The organism is Variovorax sp. JS1663 (assembly GCF_002157355.1).
In the GTDB taxonomy this organism is placed as follows: domain Bacteria; phylum Pseudomonadota; class Gammaproteobacteria; order Burkholderiales; family Burkholderiaceae_C; genus Variovorax.
The window spans coordinates 29,246-47,900 of the sequence record NZ_LYMK01000003.1 but is presented as its reverse complement, the minus strand read 5'-3'; the positions used below and the strand labels follow the sequence as shown (position 1 = coordinate 47,900).

The 18,655-nt window shown below is 67.7% G+C and carries 13 protein-coding genes; 6 read left to right on the top strand and 7 right to left on the bottom strand.

The genetic code is table 11. The features are described from left to right. Positions 1 to 108 precede the first annotated feature (108 nt). From A8M77_RS03905 to A8M77_RS03890, 4 genes are all read left to right on the top strand, one after another. Positions 109 to 2,052 (top strand): PAS domain-containing hybrid sensor histidine kinase/response regulator, encoded by a 1,944-nt coding sequence (locus A8M77_RS03905; RefSeq protein ID WP_086920251.1) that lies wholly within the window; start codon positions 109 to 111, stop codon positions 2,050 to 2,052. 149 nt (positions 2,053 to 2,201) lie between these two features. After that, positions 2,202 to 2,804 carry a DUF1326 domain-containing protein gene (locus A8M77_RS03900; RefSeq protein WP_086920250.1) on the top strand — a complete coding sequence of 201 codons (603 nt, stop codon included), beginning with the start codon at positions 2,202 to 2,204 and terminating at the stop codon, positions 2,802 to 2,804. 12 nt (positions 2,805 to 2,816) lie between these two features. Continuing rightward, positions 2,817 to 3,617, top strand: a complete 801-nt coding sequence (locus A8M77_RS03895) for a DUF2182 domain-containing protein (RefSeq protein WP_086920249.1) — start codon at positions 2,817 to 2,819, stop codon at positions 3,615 to 3,617. Further along, entirely contained in the window at positions 3,610 to 4,494 is an 885-nt protein-coding gene (locus A8M77_RS03890; protein WP_086920248.1) for a DMT family transporter, read from the top strand. The genes A8M77_RS03895 and A8M77_RS03890 overlap by 8 nt, the downstream gene beginning before the upstream one ends. A 340-nt stretch (positions 4,495 to 4,834) precedes the next feature. Here A8M77_RS03890 and A8M77_RS03885 read toward each other — a convergent pair whose 3' ends face one another. The 7 genes from A8M77_RS03885 to A8M77_RS03855 form a co-directional block, all read right to left on the bottom strand. After that, positions 4,835 to 5,230 carry a DUF6258 family protein gene (locus A8M77_RS03885; RefSeq protein ID WP_086920247.1) on the bottom strand — a complete coding sequence of 132 codons (396 nt, stop codon included), beginning with the start codon at positions 5,228 to 5,230 and terminating at the stop codon, positions 4,835 to 4,837. 12 nt (positions 5,231 to 5,242) lie between these two features. Beyond that, positions 5,243 to 9,802: an RHS repeat-associated core domain-containing protein gene (locus A8M77_RS03880; protein WP_158100880.1), complete on the bottom strand. Its 4,560-nt coding sequence runs from the start codon at positions 9,800 to 9,802 to the stop codon at positions 5,243 to 5,245. Between the two features lie 333 nt (positions 9,803 to 10,135). Then, a complete protein-coding gene (locus A8M77_RS03875; protein WP_086920245.1) occupies positions 10,136 to 10,576 on the bottom strand; it encodes a MaoC family dehydratase in 441 nt (146 codons plus the stop codon). Between the two features lie 10 nt (positions 10,577 to 10,586). Beyond that, positions 10,587 to 11,876, bottom strand: coding sequence for a benzoyl-CoA 2,3-epoxidase subunit BoxA (boxA, locus tag A8M77_RS03870; protein WP_086920244.1), 1,290 nt, complete (start codon positions 11,874 to 11,876; stop codon positions 10,587 to 10,589). A 119-nt stretch (positions 11,877 to 11,995) separates the two neighbouring features. Next, positions 11,996 to 13,423, bottom strand: a complete 1,428-nt coding sequence (boxB, locus tag A8M77_RS03865) for a benzoyl-CoA 2,3-epoxidase subunit BoxB (protein WP_086920243.1) — start codon at positions 13,421 to 13,423, stop codon at positions 11,996 to 11,998. A gap of 162 nt (positions 13,424 to 13,585) precedes the next feature. Next, positions 13,586 to 15,256: a 2,3-epoxybenzoyl-CoA dihydrolase gene (gene boxC, locus A8M77_RS03860; RefSeq protein ID WP_086920242.1), complete on the bottom strand. Its 1,671-nt coding sequence runs from the start codon at positions 15,254 to 15,256 to the stop codon at positions 13,586 to 13,588. Positions 15,257 to 15,392: 136 nt separating this feature from the next. Then, on the bottom strand, positions 15,393 to 16,334 hold the full coding sequence (locus A8M77_RS03855) for a helix-turn-helix transcriptional regulator (protein WP_086920241.1): 942 nt from the start codon (positions 16,332 to 16,334) through the stop codon (positions 15,393 to 15,395). Positions 16,335 to 16,476: 142 nt separating this feature from the next. On the opposite strand from A8M77_RS03855, the gene A8M77_RS03850 reads away from it, so the two are divergent. Together A8M77_RS03850 and A8M77_RS03845 are read left to right on the top strand one after the other, a co-directional pair. Beyond that, positions 16,477 to 16,941, top strand: a complete 465-nt coding sequence (locus A8M77_RS03850; protein WP_086920240.1) for a 4-hydroxylaminobenzoate lyase — start codon at positions 16,477 to 16,479, stop codon at positions 16,939 to 16,941. Positions 16,942 to 17,061: 120 nt separating this feature from the next. After that, the gene (locus A8M77_RS03845) at positions 17,062 to 18,621 is read left to right on the top strand and encodes a 3,4-dehydroadipyl-CoA semialdehyde dehydrogenase (protein ID WP_086920239.1); all 1,560 of its coding nucleotides are present in this window, start codon (positions 17,062 to 17,064) and stop codon (positions 18,619 to 18,621) included. Positions 18,622 to 18,655 lie beyond the last annotated feature (34 nt).

Genomic DNA, 18,655 nt, shown 5'->3' with positions numbered 1-18,655 from the left:
ACTGCGCCCGATCGTCCCGGCCGGCCCAGCGATCAGGCGGGCGGGCGGTTCACGATGGGGTCGATCCCGCCACCCCGGCGGGAGCCCCGGCTTCGAGCGAAGGTGCGCATGGCAGACGCCGCCGGCAGTGTTCCCGTTCCTCTTGCAGGGCCATCCTCGTCCGGGACGGTGCCGGCCCTGGACGACGCCGACTACCGCCTGATGGTGGAGGCGGTGAGCGACTACGCGATCTTCCTGCTGGACCCCGAAGGCCGCGTGCGCAGCTGGAACACGGGGGCGCGCCGCATCAAGGGCTACGAGGCGCACGAGGTCATCGGGCGCCATTTCTCGCTGTTCTATCCGGCGGAGCAGCTGGCGCGCGGGTGGCCCGAGCACGAGCTGAAGATGGCGCGCGAGACCGGCCGCTTCGAGGACGAGGGCTGGCGCCTGCGCAAGGACGGCACCCGCTTCTGGGCCAACGTGGTCATCACCCGGCTGCTGGGCCCCGGGGGCGAATTCCGCGGCTTCTCCAAGATCACGCGCGACCTGAGCGAGCGCCGCCGCCAGGAGGAGCAGCTGCGCATGAGCGAGGAGCGATTCCGCCTGCTGGTGGACAGCGTGACGGACTATGCGATCTTCATGCTCGACCCGGCGGGCCACGTGATCAGCTGGAACGCGGGCGCGCGCCGCTTCAAGGGCTACGAGGCGAGCGAGATCATCGGCCGCCATTTCTCCGTGTTCTACCCGCCCGAGGTGCAGGCCACCGGCTGGCCCGCCGAGGAGCTGCGCATCGCCCGCCGCGACGGCAGCTTCGAAGACGAGGGCTGGCGCGTGCGCAAGGACGGCAGCCGCTTCTGGGCCAACGTGGTCATCACGGCCGTGTACGACGCCAGCGGCGTGCTGCGCGGCTTCGCCAAGGTCACGCGCGACCTGACCGAGCGGCGCCGCGTCAGCTCGCTGGAGGACGAGGGCCGGCGCATCAGCACCTTCCTGGCGATGCTGGGCCACGAGCTGCGCAACCCGCTCGCGCCGATCTCCAACGCGCTGGCGCTGATGAACCGCCTGAAGCTGGACAGCCCGCAGCTTCAGCTGGTGAACGACACCATCTCGCGCCAGCTGCGCCAGGTGGTCCGGCTGGTGGACGACCTGCTGGACGTGGGCCGCATCACCAGCGGCAAGATCCGGCTGGAGGCCCGGCCGGTGGACCTGAAGGACGTGATCGCCGAGGCCCTGGAGGCCATGGGGCCGCTGGCCGCGGACAAGTCGCAGCAGCTGCAGGTCGAAGTGGAGCCGGCGGCCATCTGGATCACCGGCGACCGCGCGCGGCTGATCCAGGTGCTGAGCAACCTGCTGGGCAACGCCATCAAGTTCACCCCGGCCGGCGGCCACGTGCACCTGCGCGCCGGCCGCCAGGGCGAGCACGCGGAACTGAGCGTGCGCGACGACGGCCCCGGCATCGCGCCGCGGGACCAGCAGCGCATCTTCAACCTGTTCGAGCAGGGCGAGCAGGACATCGCGCGCTCGCAGGGCGGCCTGGGCCTGGGGCTGAGCCTGGTGCAGCAGCTGGTCAGCCTGCACGGCGGCGAGGTGGCCGCTTTCAGCAAGGGCGTGCCGGGCGAGGGCAGCGAGTTCGTGGTGCGGTTGCCGATCGGGCCGGCCCCCGCGACCCCGGAAAAACCCGCGCCGGCCTGCACCCCGCACGACGGCCGGCCCTTCGTGCTGGTGGTGGACGACAACCAGGACGCGGCCCAGACCATGTCCGCGCTGATGGATGCGCTGGGCTGCCGTTCGGCGGTGCGCCACGACGGCCTCACGGCCCTGGAGGCGATCAAGCAGCTCGCGCCGGACCTGGTGCTGCTGGACATCGGCCTGCCCGGCCTCAGCGGCCTGGAAGTGGCGGAGCGCGCCCGCGCCGAGATCGCGCACCCGCCGCCGCTGATCGCCGTCAGCGGCTACGGGCAGGAGCGCGACCGGCAGCTGAGCTTCGAGGCCGGCTTCTTCGCCCACCTGACCAAGCCGGTGGACGTGGAGCAGCTCGAGAACCTGCTGACGCGGCTGCTCGACCGGCGCTGAGCCGGCGCCCCGCGTCACTCTCTTCGGCCGTTCGGCACATGGACGCAGCCTGTCCGGCGGCGTAGCATCGTTTTCCCTTGCCGCCCGGGTCGCGGCGACAAGTCCGCGTCAGTGAGGCTTCGACATTCAACGCTTCAACGGAGGTCGGAATGAGCTATCACCTGGAAGGTCGCCTGCTGGAGGTCTGCAACTGCAACGTCCTGTGTCCCTGCTGGATCGGCGAGGACCCGGACAACGGCACCTGCGACACCATCGTCGCGTGGCGCATCGACAAGGGCACCGTCGACGGCCTGGACGTCGGCGGCAACACCATCGCCGCCGTGGCCCATGTGCCGGGCAACATCCTGCAGGGCAACTGGACTGCCGCGATCTACGTGGACGACAACGCCTCCAAGGAACAGGAAGAAGCGCTGCTCAAGGTCTACACCGGCCAGGCCGGTGGGCCGATCGCGGACCTGGCCAAGCTGATCGGCACCGTGGTGTCGGTGGAGCGCGCGAAGATCGGCTTCCACGTGAACGAAGGCAGCGGCAAGCTCTCGATCGGCGACGATTATTACGCCGAGCTGGAGCCCTATCGCGGCGCCACCGGCGGGCAGACCGTGCTGTCGGACACCGTGTTCTCCACCGTGCCGGGCGCGCCGGTCTTCGTCGGCAAGGCACCGACCTACCGCTCGAAGAATGCCAAGCTGGGCATCGACGTCGACATCAAGAACCACAACGCGCTTCAAAGCACCTTCGTGTTCGACGCCTGAGCGCCGGCCACCATGGGCGCGATCGCGGGCGCGGCGCACCATCGCCGCGTGTTCCTGCCGCTGCTGGCCGCGCTGGTCGTGCTGGCCTGGGCGGCGCTGTGGGCCTGGGCGCGCAGCCCCTGGGGGCGCTACCTCGAGCACGAGGACTGGACGGCCTCGGGCCCGGCTGCCTTCCTGTGCCGCACTTTGCCCGGCGGCGAATGGTGGCTGCCGGGCCTGCTCTACGCGCTGGCCTGGGTGCTGATGACGGCGGCCATGATGCTGCCCACCACCCTGCCCCTGTTCAACGTGTTCGACCGGATGACCGCGCGCCGCGCGGACCATGGGCGCCTGATGCTGCTGCTCGGCCTGGGCTACATGGTGGCGTGGGGCGCCTTCGGCCTGATCGCGCACGGCCTGCATGGCGGCCTGCTCACGCTGCTCTCGAAATCGCCGACGCTGGCCTGGCACGGCTGGCTGATCGGTGCGGCCACCCTCGGGCTCGCTGGCGCGTTCCAGTTCAGCCGGCTCAAGCACCAGTGCCTGGACAAGTGCCGCACGCCGCTGGGCTTCGTGATCGAGCACTGGCACGGGCCGGCGCCTGCGCGACAGGCCTTTTGGCTGGGCGCGCACCACGGCCTCTACTGCGTCGGCTGCTGCTGGGCGCTGATGCTGCTGATGTTCGCCTTCGGCACCGGCAGCCTGGGCTGGATGCTGCTGCTGGCCGCCGTGATGGCGATCGAGAAGAACATGCCCTGGGGCCGCCGGCTGAGCGCGCCGCTGGGCGTCGTGCTGCTGGGCTGGGCGCTGGTGGTGGTGCTGACCCATGCCTGAAGCGCGCGAAGGCCGGGCGGGCCTGTCCACCGTCGCGCTCACCGTGGTCGCCATGCTGGCCTTTGCCGCCAACTCGCTGCTGTGCCGGCTGGCGCTGCAGCAGCGCGGCATCGACCCGGCCAGCTTCGGCAGCATCCGGCTGGTGTCGGGGGCGCTCACGCTGGCGTTGATCGTGCGGCTGCGCGCGAAGCCGGCGCCGGCCGTGCGGGCCGACTGGCTGGCGGCGGCGATGCTGTTCGCGTATGTCGCCTTCTTTTCCTTCGCCTACCTCAGCCTGACGGCGGGCACCGGTGCGCTGATCCTGTTCGGCGCGGTGCAGCTGACCATGTTCGGCGCGGGCCTGCGCGCGGGCGAGATGTTCGGGCCACTCGCGTGGTCGGGCTTCGTGCTGGCGGTGGGCGGGCTGGTGTACCTGGTGTCGCCAGGCCTCGCCGCGCCGCCGCCGCTGGGGGCGACGCTGATGGCGGTCGCGGGCGTGGCTTGGGGCGTGTATTCGCTGCGCGGGCGTGGTGTGGGCGATCCGTTGGCTGCGACGGCCCGCAACTTCGTGCGGGCAGCGCCGATGGCGCTGGTGCTGAGCGGGGTGCTGGTCTCGCAGGCCCATGCGGACCCTGCGGGCATCGCGCTGGCGATCGCATCGGGGGCGATCACCTCGGGGCTGGGCTACGTGATCTGGTATGCGGCGCTGCCTCGGCTCAGCGCGCTGCGCGCGGCGACGGTGCAGTTGTCAGTGCCGCCGATCGCGGCTTTCGGTGGGGTGCTGTTCCTGGCGGAGGCGGTCACGCCGCGGCTGGCGATGGCGTCGATCGCGATCCTTGGCGGCATCGGGCTGGTGCTGTTAGGCAAGGCCAGAACGGTGCGAGCTCGCGGGTCGTAGCCAAGAATGCGACGCGACAAACCCGAGCACGCAATCCGAAAACTATTGCCCCATCAGAAATCCGATTACAAAGTGAATGTGGAGTTGGCCGTCGACTTGCCACTGGCAGCTCAAATACCTGCGCGACAAGAAAACAAGAGCATCGGTAGTGCACATGGCCGTGCAGTTCGCTTGAAGTAAAGATAAAACAACTCGTGGCTACTGTGGCATGCGCTCTTTGAGTGGCGCAAAAGTACGAACGGTCTGCCGATTCTGCTGTAATTGGACTCACTTAAATACGGTCTGCAAGCCTATGCGATGCGGCAAAAGAGCTTCGGTGCGGATTGCATTTGCACCGCGTTCAAACTCGTATTCGCACATCGTTGTTGTCGTCCAATGCGACGGCTGCCGCAATGATGACAATCGACACGTCCACCGCCTTACCGTGCTTGTCTATGGCTCCGGCACTGAAGACAAATCTATGAAGTGGCCCCTCGTCCACAGATTCAACGGAGACAAGTGTGATCCAGTCATTCGGCATTTTGCCACTTGGTTCGAACACCACACTCTCGACTCCTTCAAACACTAGGCATCCATCTGGCAAGTCTTCGGCCGTGTAGTAGTCCCATTGCGCCGAGCGAATACGTGAGATGCAGTCGATCTGGATTCTCAATTCGCGTTTCCAGCCATTCATGACGATCGCCTTGCATGCGCGGTCGCCCAGATAGATCGTGCGCAGGAATTCTTCTGGCTTCATTTGCAGCCTCCGTTAGTTGATTGGCCAGTGAGCACTTGGACTGTTCCAAGGCACCGTGTTGCCAAGCGGGTCCAGAGATGATCCTTGGCCGGACATGCCTGGCCCTGTGCCCATTGCATGGCCGTGTCCGTGTGGAGTGCCGTTGGGGCCGTGCCCTTTCGGATTCAGTCGCATGTAGTTCGAACCGTTTGGATAGAGGGTATGGGTATCCACGCCGCCAGGGCCACGAGACACAGTTTGGCCACCGACCGGTTCGATCATCACGTTCCCGCGCTGATCGCCAATGAGCCTTCCTGGCTGCACGCCGTCTCTTGGGCAGACTTGGTTACGCTCGTAGCCGCGCAACAGCAAGCCGAGAATGTTGACATCCCCTTGGGTGTAACCGCTGTCTGGACCTCTGGCAGGCCTGATCGTTTGATATGAGAACGAAGGGTCGTAACGACGAATCTGCGCCAGCAAGCCGTTGACTTGTGCACCTGCGACGCCCCCTGAATAGCTCAACGCTGGAGGGGAGGTCGCTCGCGGAGGCTGTGCCTGTAGTCCGTCAGGGTCAAAGTAGTTGAGTGGACTTCCGCTGACATAGCTGAATCCATTCGAACCGCCCGCCAAGCCAATTGGATCGTACTGTGTGTACCGTCCTGTGCGTTTGTCATAGAACCGGTACCGGTTCTGCGACAGCCCGCTTTCTGCATCTTCATACTGGCCTGGGTAGCGCACATTAAAGACAACCGGCGAGATGTTGGTCATCCCGGGATTCGGCGTGATGCTCAGGTCCGCAAACCTATTGGCTGCCAGCGTCGGCGCGTTGTCGCCAAAGGCCGAGTAGCTCCATTGCCAGACCGCCTGACCTTGGCTGTCGGTGAGTCGCCTGGGTGTGTTGAGGTGATCGCTGTGAACGGCGTACAGGTTGCCGTTGATCACCGCGGCAACCGGCATCGGCCCACTGGCCGTTGGCAGGTAGATGTGCTGCACGCTCCCCGTGCTGTTCGCCCCACCCGTGCCCGTCTCCGCCAGCAGGCTGCCGTCCTCGTCGTACATGAACGCAAAGCCCTGCTTCTCCGCTTCCGTGGTGTTCGGCCCCCACAGCTTCGTGAAGAAGTTCAGCAGGCTCTGGAAGAACCCTGGATCGCTCTCGTCGCCTTCTGCCGGCGGGTACAAGGGCTCTGTCTTGAACACCCGCTGCCCCAGCGCGTTGTGCGCATACCGGGTGGTCGGGCTGGTGTCCGTGGCCCCGGTCGTGACGGCGCTCAACCTTCCTTCGGCGTCGTAGCTATAGGTCCGCAGCCCATCGCTGGTCAGATCCCCGTTGGCGTTGTAGCCGTAGGCGATGTTCGTGGTCGTGCCGCCCGTGGTCTGGCTGAAACCCTCGATGCGGTTGCTGCCCGCCGCGACCGTGTAGCTGCGGCTGGTGCTCTGCCCGTTTTGGGTCTTCGTGCTGGCCGTGCGGTTGCCGTTGGCGTCGTAGCTGAACCCGGTGGCATTGCCCGTCGCATCGAAGCCCGTGATCCGCCCCACCGCGTCATAGCCCACGCTCCAGGTGGTGTTCGTGCTGGCGATGCTGCTGTGGTTCGGATCGGCATCCCCCGGCTGCAGCAGGCTCTGCGTCAGGCTGGTGATGCGCCCGGCCGCGTCGTAGACGTAGCTGGCGAACTCGGTGGCCGTCAGCCGCCCGGCCGTGTCGTAGCTGCGGCTGGCGTTGAGGTTGCTCGCGAAGGCCCAGCTCCACGCGGTGGGCTGGCCCATCGGGTTCCAGGCGATGCCCGTGACCATCGGGGTGCCGTTCCAGTTCAGCTGGCTCAGGCGCCCGGTGGCGTCGTACAGGTGCGTGAGCGTGTTGCCGCTCGGGTAGCTGACGGTGGCCAGTTGACCCGCAGCGGTGTAGCCGTAGCCGACCTGCTGGGCGAGGCCACTGGCCAGCGCCTGGGTCTTGGCCACCACGCGGGCGAAGGCGTCCCGGGTGTAGGTGGTGGTGCCGCTGCGGTCGGTGATGGAAGTGAGGTAGCCCTTGGCGTTGGGGCCGTCGTACACCAGGGTGGTGGTCTTGCCGTCGGCGAAGGTGATGAGGGTCGGGCGGCCCAAGGCATCGCGCTGGATCTGGGTGGCCTGGCCCAGGGCATCGGTGATGCGGCTGGGCAGGCCCAGGGCGTCGTACTCCGTGGAGAGGTTGCCGATGTCGGCGCTCGTCTCGGCGGTGGCGCTGCCCTGGGCGTCGCGGGCATAGCTGGTGGCCACGCCCTTGAAGTCGCTGGCCTGGGTGAGGGCGTCCAGGGCGTTGTAGCTCAGGGCGGCGGTGGCGTTGGCCGCGTTGGTGATGGCGGCCACCCGGCGCAGCGGGTCCAGGCCGTACTGGGAGCTCTGGTTCAGGCCGTTGGTGTCGCTGATGCGTTCGCCGTTGGCGTCGTAGCCGAAGGCGCTGCTCTGGTTGGGGCCGTCGGTGCGGGCAGCAACGCGGTTGAGGTTGTTGATGGCGCGCGCGGTGCTCCAGGCGACGGCGCCGGCGCTGTTCCTGACCTGCTCGGACACGCGGTTGCCCATGGCGTCGAGGGTGAAGGTGCCCGAGTCGCCCCGGTTGCTGCTCCAGCCGGTGAGGCGGTGGGCCGCGTCGTAGGTGTAGCTGAGCACCAGGCCGGTGGGAAGGGTCAGGGTGTCGAGCAGGCCGGTGGGCTGGTAGGTGAAGGTGGTGGTGCCGACACCGCCCACGGTCTGGGTCAGCAGGCGGTCGCGCGGGTCGTAGGTGTAGCTGGTGACCAAGCCGTTGGGGGCGGTGCGGGTCAGCACGCGGTTGGCGCTGTCGTAGGTGTAGAGGGTTTCGTGGCCCAGGGCGTTCACCGCCTTGGTCAGATTGCCCAGGGTGTCGTAGGTGTAGGTGGTGAGGGCGCCGTTGGAGTCGGTGGAGGTGGCGGCCAGGCCCTGGGGGTTCCAGGTCCAGCTCCAGGTGCGGGTGGTGTTGGGGGAAGACGCCGTGTCGGTGATGGCCTGGGTGAGGAGGTTGCCCGAACTGTCGTAGGTATACGCAGTGGTGCGGCCGGACTCGGTGACCAGGACGGGCAGGGAGAAGGTGGGGTGCCACTGGGTCGTGACGGTCTGGGCCTGCGGGGTGCCGGAAGCGCGCGTGACCGACAGAGGCAGGCGGCGGGCCACGTCCCAGGTGGTGGTGGTGACCACGCCCTTGAAGTCGGTCTCGCTGGTGATCAGGCCGTTGGCGTCCTGGACGCGGGAGGCGGCGTCGGGTTCGCCTTCGCCTGAAGGCAACGAGCCGCCGGTGACGGCCAGCTTGCCCTTGGCGGTGCCAAAGCTGAAGCTGCGGCTGGTGTTCAGCGGATCGATGACTGTTGCGGCGCCGGCGACCGGATAGCCCACCTGATATCGGTTCACGCCACCAGACAATTCGGTGCTGATGGCTCGCCCTTGCGCATCGTAGGCGAAGTTGCCCCACCGAACGCCGCTCTCGTCATAGATGCCCGTCAGCGCTCTTGGAAACGATCCGTTCTCGTAGACAAAGTTGCGGATCTTTCCGTCAGGGTAGGTGACCGCCGAAAGGCGTGCGCCGATATCAGCGCCGTACCACATCGTCCTCCCGTCCGGCGTGGCAACGCTGATCAATTGGCCATAGCTGTTGTACCCAATGCTCAGACTGCGGCCGAACGCATTGCTCACCGCAATCAGTTGGCCCGCGGCGTCATAGGCAAAGGTTGTTGCCCAGCCGTTGCGTGCCACTTCAGACATCAGCTTGCCCGCCGCATCGAAAGTCAGGGCAGCGTTGTCTTCCGCGCGGTGGTACTGCCAGGTTGCGCCGACCTTGACCAAGGTGTCGGCGCTGTTGGCAGCCTGCCAAGTCGAGGCGTCCTGCGTGAACACACGCTGTTGGCCTTCTGCGTTCGTGATAGAGGCCGAACTGCCTGACACCTGTAGACGCGTGCTGTAGTTGTGGGTCCAGCCTCTGCCCAATGGTCCGGCTGCCTCGGGCGAGCTGCCGCTCACGCTGCGATAGCTGCGAACGAAGCTCAGAGGTGCAGGCCCACCATCGATCCAATCCACTTCGCGACGAATCTTTTCGCCCGTGGCCGGAACAATCGGTGCGCCAAACGACGTCGCGGCATCACATCTCGGCACCTCGAGCGGAATCTGCTTCTTGCAGACCGGCGAATTGTCGACTGTCGAGTTCGCCGACACGTACCCTTGGGGGCAAGGCGTCTGTGGAACATAGCGCACGACGCCGAATGAGCTAACCAAGGGATTGGCAGTCGGTGTTGCGCAGGAGTACGGATAGTTGCCCCCCGCAATCTTGAACGCCAACTGATAGTTACGGGATTGCACCTGGCCCGCCGCGGGCGGTGGCGCAGGCCAGTCGCTGGTTGCCGTGGCCTCGACGCCGCAGGTCGGTGTCTGGTTTGAATCTCTCCAGGCTTGGTCATAGCCCGTGCGCCATTGGACTGCTTCGTCCTCAGAGGTGAAGTCGGCATACCAGACGAACCAGCCACTGCAGCTCAGTGGCGGCGGGTATTTCACATAGACCGCACTCGCGCAGAACTCCCCTGCCGAAACGCCGTAGCGGGCGGTGGAAGGCGCCACGCACCGATCGGTAGCGGGATCGCAGCATGTTCCAGACTGGGGGCCAGCGCTTGGGACGCATTGCTGTGCGCTCGCAGGGGGTGCCCAGATTGACAGCAACCCCGCAAGCAACACGCATAGACCCAGGTAGCCTTGGATTGCGGATCCCGTAGCGATCCACAAGCGATCCAGAAAGGTGCGCTCACCCCCGCCAGCGCGCAATCTCACTGCTGTCGCCATGAATTCCTCCCGACTTCATTGTTGGTTGTTGGCCGCGCGGATCATAGCCACGCCGCTCACAACCGCACAGCAGGAGAAAGTTCAAAGCTGTTGCACAAGCCTGGCTTGAGCGCGTCACTCCGCCCCGAGCTTGAACAGGCTCGTCGCCTCCAGATCCAGCGCCAGCTGCTCCCGCTGATTGAACAGCCGCCAGCGCCACCGCAGGATGCCCAGCGTCGGCCGCTTCTCCGATCGCCGCGCCTCGATCACGTCGGCGACGAGGCGCAAAGAATCCCCGGGCCGTACCGGGTTCGGCCATTTCACGTAAGCCAGCCCCGGCGATGCGAAAGACTCGGAGCCTTCCAGCGCAGCCTTGGCCACCAGGCGCATCGCGATGCCTCCCGTGTGCCAACCACTCGCGATCAAGCCGCCGAACGGCCCTTCGGATGCAGCAGCCGCATCGGTGTGGAACCACTGCGGGTCATAGGCGTTGGCGAACTGCAGCACCTCGGCCTCGGTGACGACATAGGGCCCGGCCTCGATGACCTGGCCCTCGTGGAATTCGGCGAACTTCATGCCGCCGAGCTTAGTACGTCTCGAGGTGCAGGCGGCCTTCGCGCTTCAGCGAGGCGCCGACGGTGTCCCAATCGAGCCCGGCTTCCACCGCCACGTCGCGCAGCGCCAGCACCACGCCCTCTTCCATGCTCTTCAGGCCGCAGACGTAGAAGTGGCTCTGCCCGTCCTTGAGCAGCGCGGCCAGGTCGGCGGCGCGCTCGCGCATCGCGTCCTGCACGTAGCGCTTGGGCGCCCCGGGCGTGCGCGAGAAGGCGAAGTTGATGTCGATGAAGTCCTTGGGCAGGTTCTGCAGCGGGCCGAAGTACGGCAGCTCCTGCTGCGTGCGCGCGCCGAAGAAGAGCATGAGCTTGCCTCCCTCGAACTTGCCGCTCTTGCGCAGGCGCCGGCGCCATTCGGTCATGGCGCGCATGGGCGCGCTGCCGGTGCCGGTGCAGATCATCACGATGTGCGACTTCGGATGGTTCGGCATCAGGAACGATGTGCCGAAGGGGCCGATGACCTGGACCTTGTCGCCCACCTTGAGGTCGCACACGTAGTTGCTGGCGACGCCTCGCACCGGGTTGCCCTGGTGGTCCTGCAGCACGCGCTTCACCGTGAGCGAGACGTTGTTGTAGCCGGGCCGCTCGCCGTTGCGCGGGCTGGCGATGGAGTACTGGCGCGCGAAGTGAGGCTTGCCGTTGGCATCGGTGCCCGGCGGGATGATGGCGATGGACTGCCCCTCCAGCACCGGGAAGGGCATGGCGCCGAAGTCCAGCACGATGTGGTGCGTCTGGTTCTCGTAGCCGGCCTCGGTGCAGTTGAAGTTGCCGACCACCGTCGCGGTGGTGGGGGTCTTCGGCGGGAACAGGTTGGTGTAGGCATGCGCGGCCGACCAGGGCGGGACGGTGGCGCCGTACTGCGCGGAGTTGAAGGGCACCTCGCCCGGGGCGGCCTGCGGCTGGGGCGAGGCCGCGGGCTGGGCCTGCGCCTGGATCACCACCTCGTCGGCGGAGGCCACGCCCTCCGCCTCGAGCTGCTCGGGCGTGAGCTCGGCGGGGAGCTCGTCCCAGGTGAGCTGCTCCTCGATCGAGTAGGCGCGCGCCACGGGCATGGTGCGCCAGTTGTCGATCGATCCCGTCGGGCAGGGCGAGATGCAGGCCATGCAGCCGTTGCACACGTCGGCCCGCACCACGTAGTTGCGGTCGTCGTGCGTGATGGCGTTGACCGGGCAGGTCGCCTCGCAGGTGTTGCAGCGGATGCAGATCTCGGGGTCGATCAAGTGCTGCTTGATGACGCCGACTTGGATGCTGGCCATGTCCATCGTGAGTCTCCTTGTGCCCCCAGGCGGCCGAGCGCCGGGCCGCCCCAAGCCGGCCGCGCCTCCCCCCCGGGGGGTGGAGTTACACGACCGCAGGGAGTGAAAAGCCGGGGGGCTGTCATTCAACCGAAGCGAACGTACTCGAAGTCGACCGGCTGGCGGTTGATGCCCATCACCGGCGGCGCGATCCAGCCGGCGAACTTGCCGGGGTCGACCACACGGCCCATCAACGATGCCACGAAGGCGAAGTCTTCGCCGGTGGGCAGCCACTCGGCCTTCTTCGCGGCCCATTCGGCCTCGTTCACCACGCGGCCCTCGGGCGACATCTTGATGCCGGCGAGCGCGCCGATCTGGCGGTTGAAGGCCTTGTGCGGCACGGTCAGGCGGGTGGGGATGCCGGCCTTCTCCAGCACCTTGTTCCAGCGGCTCACGCCGGCCACGGAGTCCTTGATGAAGTCGTCGCGCAGCACTTCGTTGAGCGCGTTGAGCATGGGCACGTCCTTCTCGACGAGCTGGCCGTTCTGGACTTCGAGCACCTTGTAGGTCTGGCCCTTGAGCACGTGGTCGTCGGTGCGCTTGCCTTCCTCGTAGCGGCCCTTGAGGCCCGAGCTGTAGAAGGTGGCGGCGTTGCTCGACTGGTCGGCGCCGAAGAGGTCGATGGTGACGCTGTAGTGGAAGTTCAGGTAGCGCTGGATGGTGCCCAGATCGATGGCGCCGGCGGCACGCACCTTGGCCGGGTCGTCGGTCTTGAGCTCGTTCATCACCTGCGCGGTGCGGCTGAGCACGCGCGAGACGCCGCTCTCGCCCACGAACATGTGATGCGCTTCCTCGGTCAGCATGAACTTCGTGGTGCGCGCCAGCGGATCGAAGGCGCTCTCGGCCAGCGCCGACAGCTGGAACTTGCCGTCGCGGTCGGTGAAGTAGGTGAACATGAAGAAGGCCAGCCAGTCCGGCGTCTTCTCGTTGAAGGCGCCCAGGATGCGCGGGTTGTTCTCGTCGCCCGACTGGCGCTGCAGCAGGGCCTCGGCCTCCTCGCGGCCGTCGCGGCCGAAGTGCTTGTGCAGCAGGTAGACCATGGCCCACAGGTGGCGGCCCTCTTCCACGTTGATCTGGAACAGGTTGCGCAGGTCGTACATGCTGGGCGCCGTGAGGCCCAGGTGGCGCTGCTGCTCGACGGAGGCCGGCTCGGTGTCGCCCTGCGTGACGATGATGCGGCGCAGGTTGGCGCGGTGCTCGCCGGGCACGTCCTGCCAGGCCTTCTCGCCCTTGTGGTCGCCGAAGTGGATCTCGCGGTTGGCGTCGCCCGGGTTCAGGAAGATGCCCCAGCGGTAGTCGCGCATCTTCACGTGGCCGAACTGGGCCCAGCCCTGCGGGTCGACGCTGACGGCGGTGCGCAGGTAGACCTCGTAGTTGGTCGAGCCCTCGGGGCCGACGTCGTCCCACCAGTTGATGAAGTTCGGCTGCCAGCCCTCGAGCGCGCGCTGCAGCGTGCGGTCTTCGCCGAGGTTGACGTTGTTGGGGATCTTCTCGCTGTAGTTGATCGTGCTCATGACGGGTCCTTTAACGAAGTGAGTTCGGCGATGAAAGGTTGCTCACGCGGCGAGTGAAACGAGGCCTGTTCGGGAAACACCGCGGAACCGGCTTTGCCGGGTCGCTGGTGTTGCCCCCTGGAAGGGGGTGCGAGAGCCACACGAAGTGGGCGAGCCTGGGGGTCATACCCTGTTCAGGTCGAAGCCGGCTTTCTCGCCGGTGCCGTAGACCTTCAGCGCCCCCTTCTCGCCAACGGCGTTCGGGCGGTTGAAGATCCAGTTCTGCCAGGCGGTGAGCCGGCCGAAGATGCGGGTGAGCATGTTCTCCTGGCTGGCGAAGCGCAGGTTGGCTTCCAGCCCGGTGAGGGCGTCGGGCGACATGGCGGCGCGCTCCTCGATGGCGATGCGGATCTCGTCGTCCCAGTCGATGTCGTCGGGCGCGGCGGTGACCAGGCCGAGCTTCAGCGCCTCGTCGGCATCGAGCGCCTTGCCGGCGGCGGCACGGGCGGCCTCGAGCGGCGCGCTCTCTTCGTAGAAGCGGCGCTGCAGGCGGGTCTGGTCGTTGACCATCGGGAAGAAGCCGAAGTTGAACTCGTCCAGCTGGATCTTCGGCGCGCGCTCGGGCTCGTCGGGCAGGGCCAGCATGTAGGCGCGGTCGGCCGCGAAGGCCAGCTCGGCCAGGGTGCCGGCGAAGCAGGAGCCGGACTCGATCAGCGCGAACAGGCTGCGCGAGGAGACGTCCAGGCGGGCCAGCGTGCGGCGCAGGGCGCCGATGGTTTCGCGCACCAGCCAGTGGTCCTTGTTCGCGAGCAGGGTCTGGTCGCTGGCGAGCACGGCCTTCGCATCGCCCTCGGTCTTGAGCAGCCAGGTGCCGATGTCGAGCTCGTTGGTGCGCAGGTTGAGGATCGCGTCATCGAGCTGGCGCACCATCGCGAGCGGCCACCAGGCGGCGCCGGCGGCTTCGATGCCGGCGACGTCGGTCGGCTGCGCGCCGGTGGGCGCCTTGACGGTCAGCGTGGCGGTGCGGCGGGCGCGGTCGATCTCGACGGTGACGTGTTCGTAGCGGATGCTGTCGGCGCCGTCTTCGCGCTCGACGCGGGTGAGCTGCACGCCCTTGGCGCCGGCGGGGCGCTGGCTGCCCTCGGACAGCTTGGCGGCGCGCTCCTGCACGGCGGCGGCGAACTGGGCCGGCTTGGCGATCGCATCGACCAGGCGCCACTCGACCGCGCGCTGGCCGCGCACGCCTTCGACGCTGGTGCAGAAGATGTCGGCCAGGTCATGGCGCACGTGGCGCTTGTCGGTGACGCGGGTCAGGCCGCCGGTGCCGGGCAGCACGCCCAGGAGGGGCACCTCGGGCAGGGAGACGGAGGAGGAGCGATCGTCCACCAGCAGGATCTCGTCGCAGGCCAGGGCCAGCTCGTAGCCGCCGCCGGCGCAGGCGCCGTTGACGGCGGCCAGGAACTTCAGGCCCGAGTGCTTCGAGGAATCTTCGATGCCGTTGCGGGTCTCGTTGGTGAACTTGCAGAAGTTGACCTTCCAGGCGTGGCTGGAGACGCCCAGCATGAAGATGTTGGCGCCGGAGCAGAAGATGCGGTCCTTGCCGCTGGTGACGATCACCGAGCGCACTTCCGGATGCTCGAAGCGCACGCGGTTGAGCGCGTCGTTGAGCTCGATGTCCACGCCCAGGTCGTAGCTGTTGAGCTTGAGCTTGTAGCCGGGGCGGATGCCGCCGTCTTCCGCGATGTCCAGCGACAGGCGGGCGACGGGGCCCTCGACGCTGAGCTTCCAGTGGCGGTATTGGGTCGGGTCGGTGCGGTAGTCGACGCGGGCGGGATGGGCAGCGGTCTCGGTCATGTCGCGGTCTCCTGGGTGCCTGGGGTCAATGAACAATAGTGCATTTGGCGGTGGCCATGGCATGCATCATCGTGCATGTTTCTGGGCGCGTCAAGCCCGGAACGAAGTTTTTTGCAACTACCAGTTCTGGTAGGTGTCAGCCGCCCCGGCTCATGGCCTCGCGCACCGCCGCGCGCAGCGCCTGGAAGCTGTGGGCGAGGTCCTTTCCGCTGGTGTCCACGCTGAGGTCGGCCTTGGAATAGAAGGCGGCCCGGCCAGCCAGGATGCGGCGCAGGTCGTCCATCGCCTCCTTGCTGGCGGCCATGGGGCGGGTGTCGCCCTGGGCGGCGACGCGGCCCATGTGCTCCTCGGGGGCGGCCTGCAGCCAGACGGTGGTGCAGTGGGTCAGCAGCTCGTTGAAGGTGGCCGGGTCGGAGACGATGCCGCCGGGCGTGGCGATCACCACCTCGGCGTAGATCTGCACGGTTTCTTCCAGCGCGCGGCGCTCGTAGCGGCGGTAGGCGTTGGTGCCGTACAGGTCGTGGATCTCGCGCACGCTGCAGCCGGCCAGCTTCTCGATTTCGCGGCTGAGCTCGATGAAAGGCACGTCCAGGTCGTCGGCCAGCATCTGGCCCAGGGTGGACTTGCCGGCGCCGCGCAGCCCCACCAGCGCGATGCGGCGATTGCGCGCGGGGTCGCCGGCGGCGGTGCCCAGCAGCTCGCCCAGGGCGATGCGGGCGCGGCGCAGGTCGGCCTCGCTGCGGCGCTCCAGCAGCTCGCGGATCAGCAACCATTCGGGCGAGCTGGTGGTGACGTCGCCCACCAGCTCGGCCAGCGAGCATTGCAGCGCGGTCGCCACCTGCTGCAGCACCAGGATGGAGGCGTTGCCGATGCCGTATTCGAGGTTGGCCAGGTGCCGCTCCGACACCTCGGCCGCCTGCGCGACCGCCTTGCGGGTGAGGCCGCGGCGCGCGCGCAGGTTGCGCACGCGCTCGCCCAGCGCCACCAGGAGCGGGTTCTTGGCTTCGTCGGCGGCGGCCGGGGCCGCAAGGGCGGTATCTGCCGGTGCGCTCAGCACCGCCTCGGCTCGGTCATTCATGTCGTCCTGCCCTCCTTAGGGTAAACACCATATATGCACTATATTGCTTGACACCTTTTCGGTCGGTGCTTATGGTTCATGTACAGGCAAGATACTGCACGCGGCGATTTGCCGCAAGTTCCCACCCACGCAGAGCACCACGATGTCCAAGGAAACCTTCCACCAGATCGTCGCCGACGTGACCACGCAGATCGCCGGCCGCCCGCTCAACGACGAGCTCGACCGCTGGCTCAACACGGTGCACGGCCCCGGCAGCGAGAGCTACGAGCGCCTGAAGCAGGCCTGCATCGACGGCGTGGCCGAGGGCTGGCTGTGCGAGCGCGAGGGCGGCGGCATCAAGTATGGCCGGGCCTTCAAGCCCGAGGCGGCGCTGGCCGGCTTCTCGGTCGACGTGGTGGACATGAACGACATCCAGGGGCCGCACCACACGCATCCGAACGGCGAGATCGATCTGATCATGCCGCTGGAAGGCGATGCGACCTTCGACGGGCGGCCCGCGGGGTGGTGCGTGTATCCGCCCGGCTCGGCGCACTACCCCACCGTGGCGCAAGGCCGCGCACTGGTCCTTTACCTGCTCCCCGAAGGCCAGATCCAGTTCAGCAAATGACGCCCTCCCCCAGGCTTGCGCACTTCGTGTAGCCGCCAACCCCCTCACCGGGGGCCACACCAGCGGCCCGGCAAAGCCGGTTCCGCGGTGCTCCCCGAATTGATACCGGAGCCAATGCAAATGACCGAACTTCTCTCCAACCACGTCGCCGGCCGCTGGCAGGCCGGCAGCGGCGCCGGAACGCCGCTCTTCGACCCGGTGCTCGGCACCGAGCTGGTCCGCGTCGACGCGACCGGGCTCGACCTGAGCGAGGCCTTCGCCTTCGCCCGCGAAGCCGGCGGCGCGGCCTTGCGCGCTCTGACCTACAGGCAGCGCGCCGGGCTGCTGGGCGCCATCGTCAAGGTGCTGCAGGCCAACCGCGATGCCTATTACGAGATCGCCACCGCGAACTCGGGCACGGTGAAGAACGACTCGGCGGTGGACATCGACGGCGGCATCTTCACCCTGGGCCAGTACGCCAAGTGGGGCGATGCGCTGGGCGACGTGCACGCGCTGCGCGACGGCGATGCGGCCAAGCTGGGCAAAGAGCCCGTCTTCCAGTCGCAGCACCTGCAGGTGCCCACGCGCGGCGTGGCGCTCTTCATCAACGCCTTCAACTTCCCCTCCTGGGGCCTGTGGGAGAAGGCGGCGCCCGCCCTGCTCTCCGGCGTGCCGGTGATCGTGAAGCCGGCCACCGCCACCGCCTGGCTCACGCAGCGCATGGTGCGCGACGTGATCGAGGCCGGCGTGCTGCCGGCCGGCGCGCTGTCGGTGATCTGCGGCAGCTCGGCCGGGCTGATGGACCAGCTGCAGGGCTTCGACGTGGTGTCCTTCACCGGCTCGGCCGACACCGGCGCGGTGATCCGCTCGCATGCCGCGGTGGCGCAGCGCTCGGCGCGGGTGAACATCGAGGCCGACAGCCTCAACTCCGCCCTGCTGCTGCCCGACGCGAGCGCCGACAGCGAGGCCTTCAAGCTGCTGGTGCGCGAGGTGGTGCGCGAGATGACGGTCAAGGCGGGCCAGAAGTGCACCGCCATCCGCCGCATCCTGGTGCCGGCCGCGCTCTACGACGCGGCGGCCGAAGCCATCGGTGCGAAGCTGGCCGGCATCACGGTCGGCAACCCGCGCAACGAGAGCGTGCGCATGGGCTCGCTGGTGAGCAAGGCGCAGCTGAACGCGGTGCGCGAGGGGCTGGATGCGCTGAAGGCGCAGGCCGCCGTGCTGCACGACGGCAGCCAGGCCAAGCTGGTCGATGCCGACCCGGCCGTCGCCGCCTGCATCGGCCCGGTGCTGCTGGGCGCACGCGACGCCGATGCGGCGCAGGTGGTGCACGACGTCGAAGTCTTCGGCCCGGTGTCCACCCTGCTGCCCTACCGCGACCTGGGCCATGCGATCGCGCTTGCGCATCGCGGGCAGGGCTCGCTGGTCACCTCGCTGTACGGCGCCGACGAGGCCGCGCTCGGCCAGGCCGCGGTGCAGCTCGCCGCCAGCCACGGCCGCGTGCACGTGATCACGCCCGAGGTGGGGCAGGCCCACACCGGCCACGGCAACGTGATGCCGCATTCGCTGCACGGCGGCCCGGGCCGCGCCGGCGGCGGCGCCGAGCTCGCGGGGCTGCGCGCGCTGGACTTCTACCACCGCCGCGCCGCGGTACAGGCCGCGCCGGGCGTGCTGGCGCAGCTGGGCCTGGCGCAGGCCTGAGCCACGACGACGAGAACACGGGGACCCGAGGAAC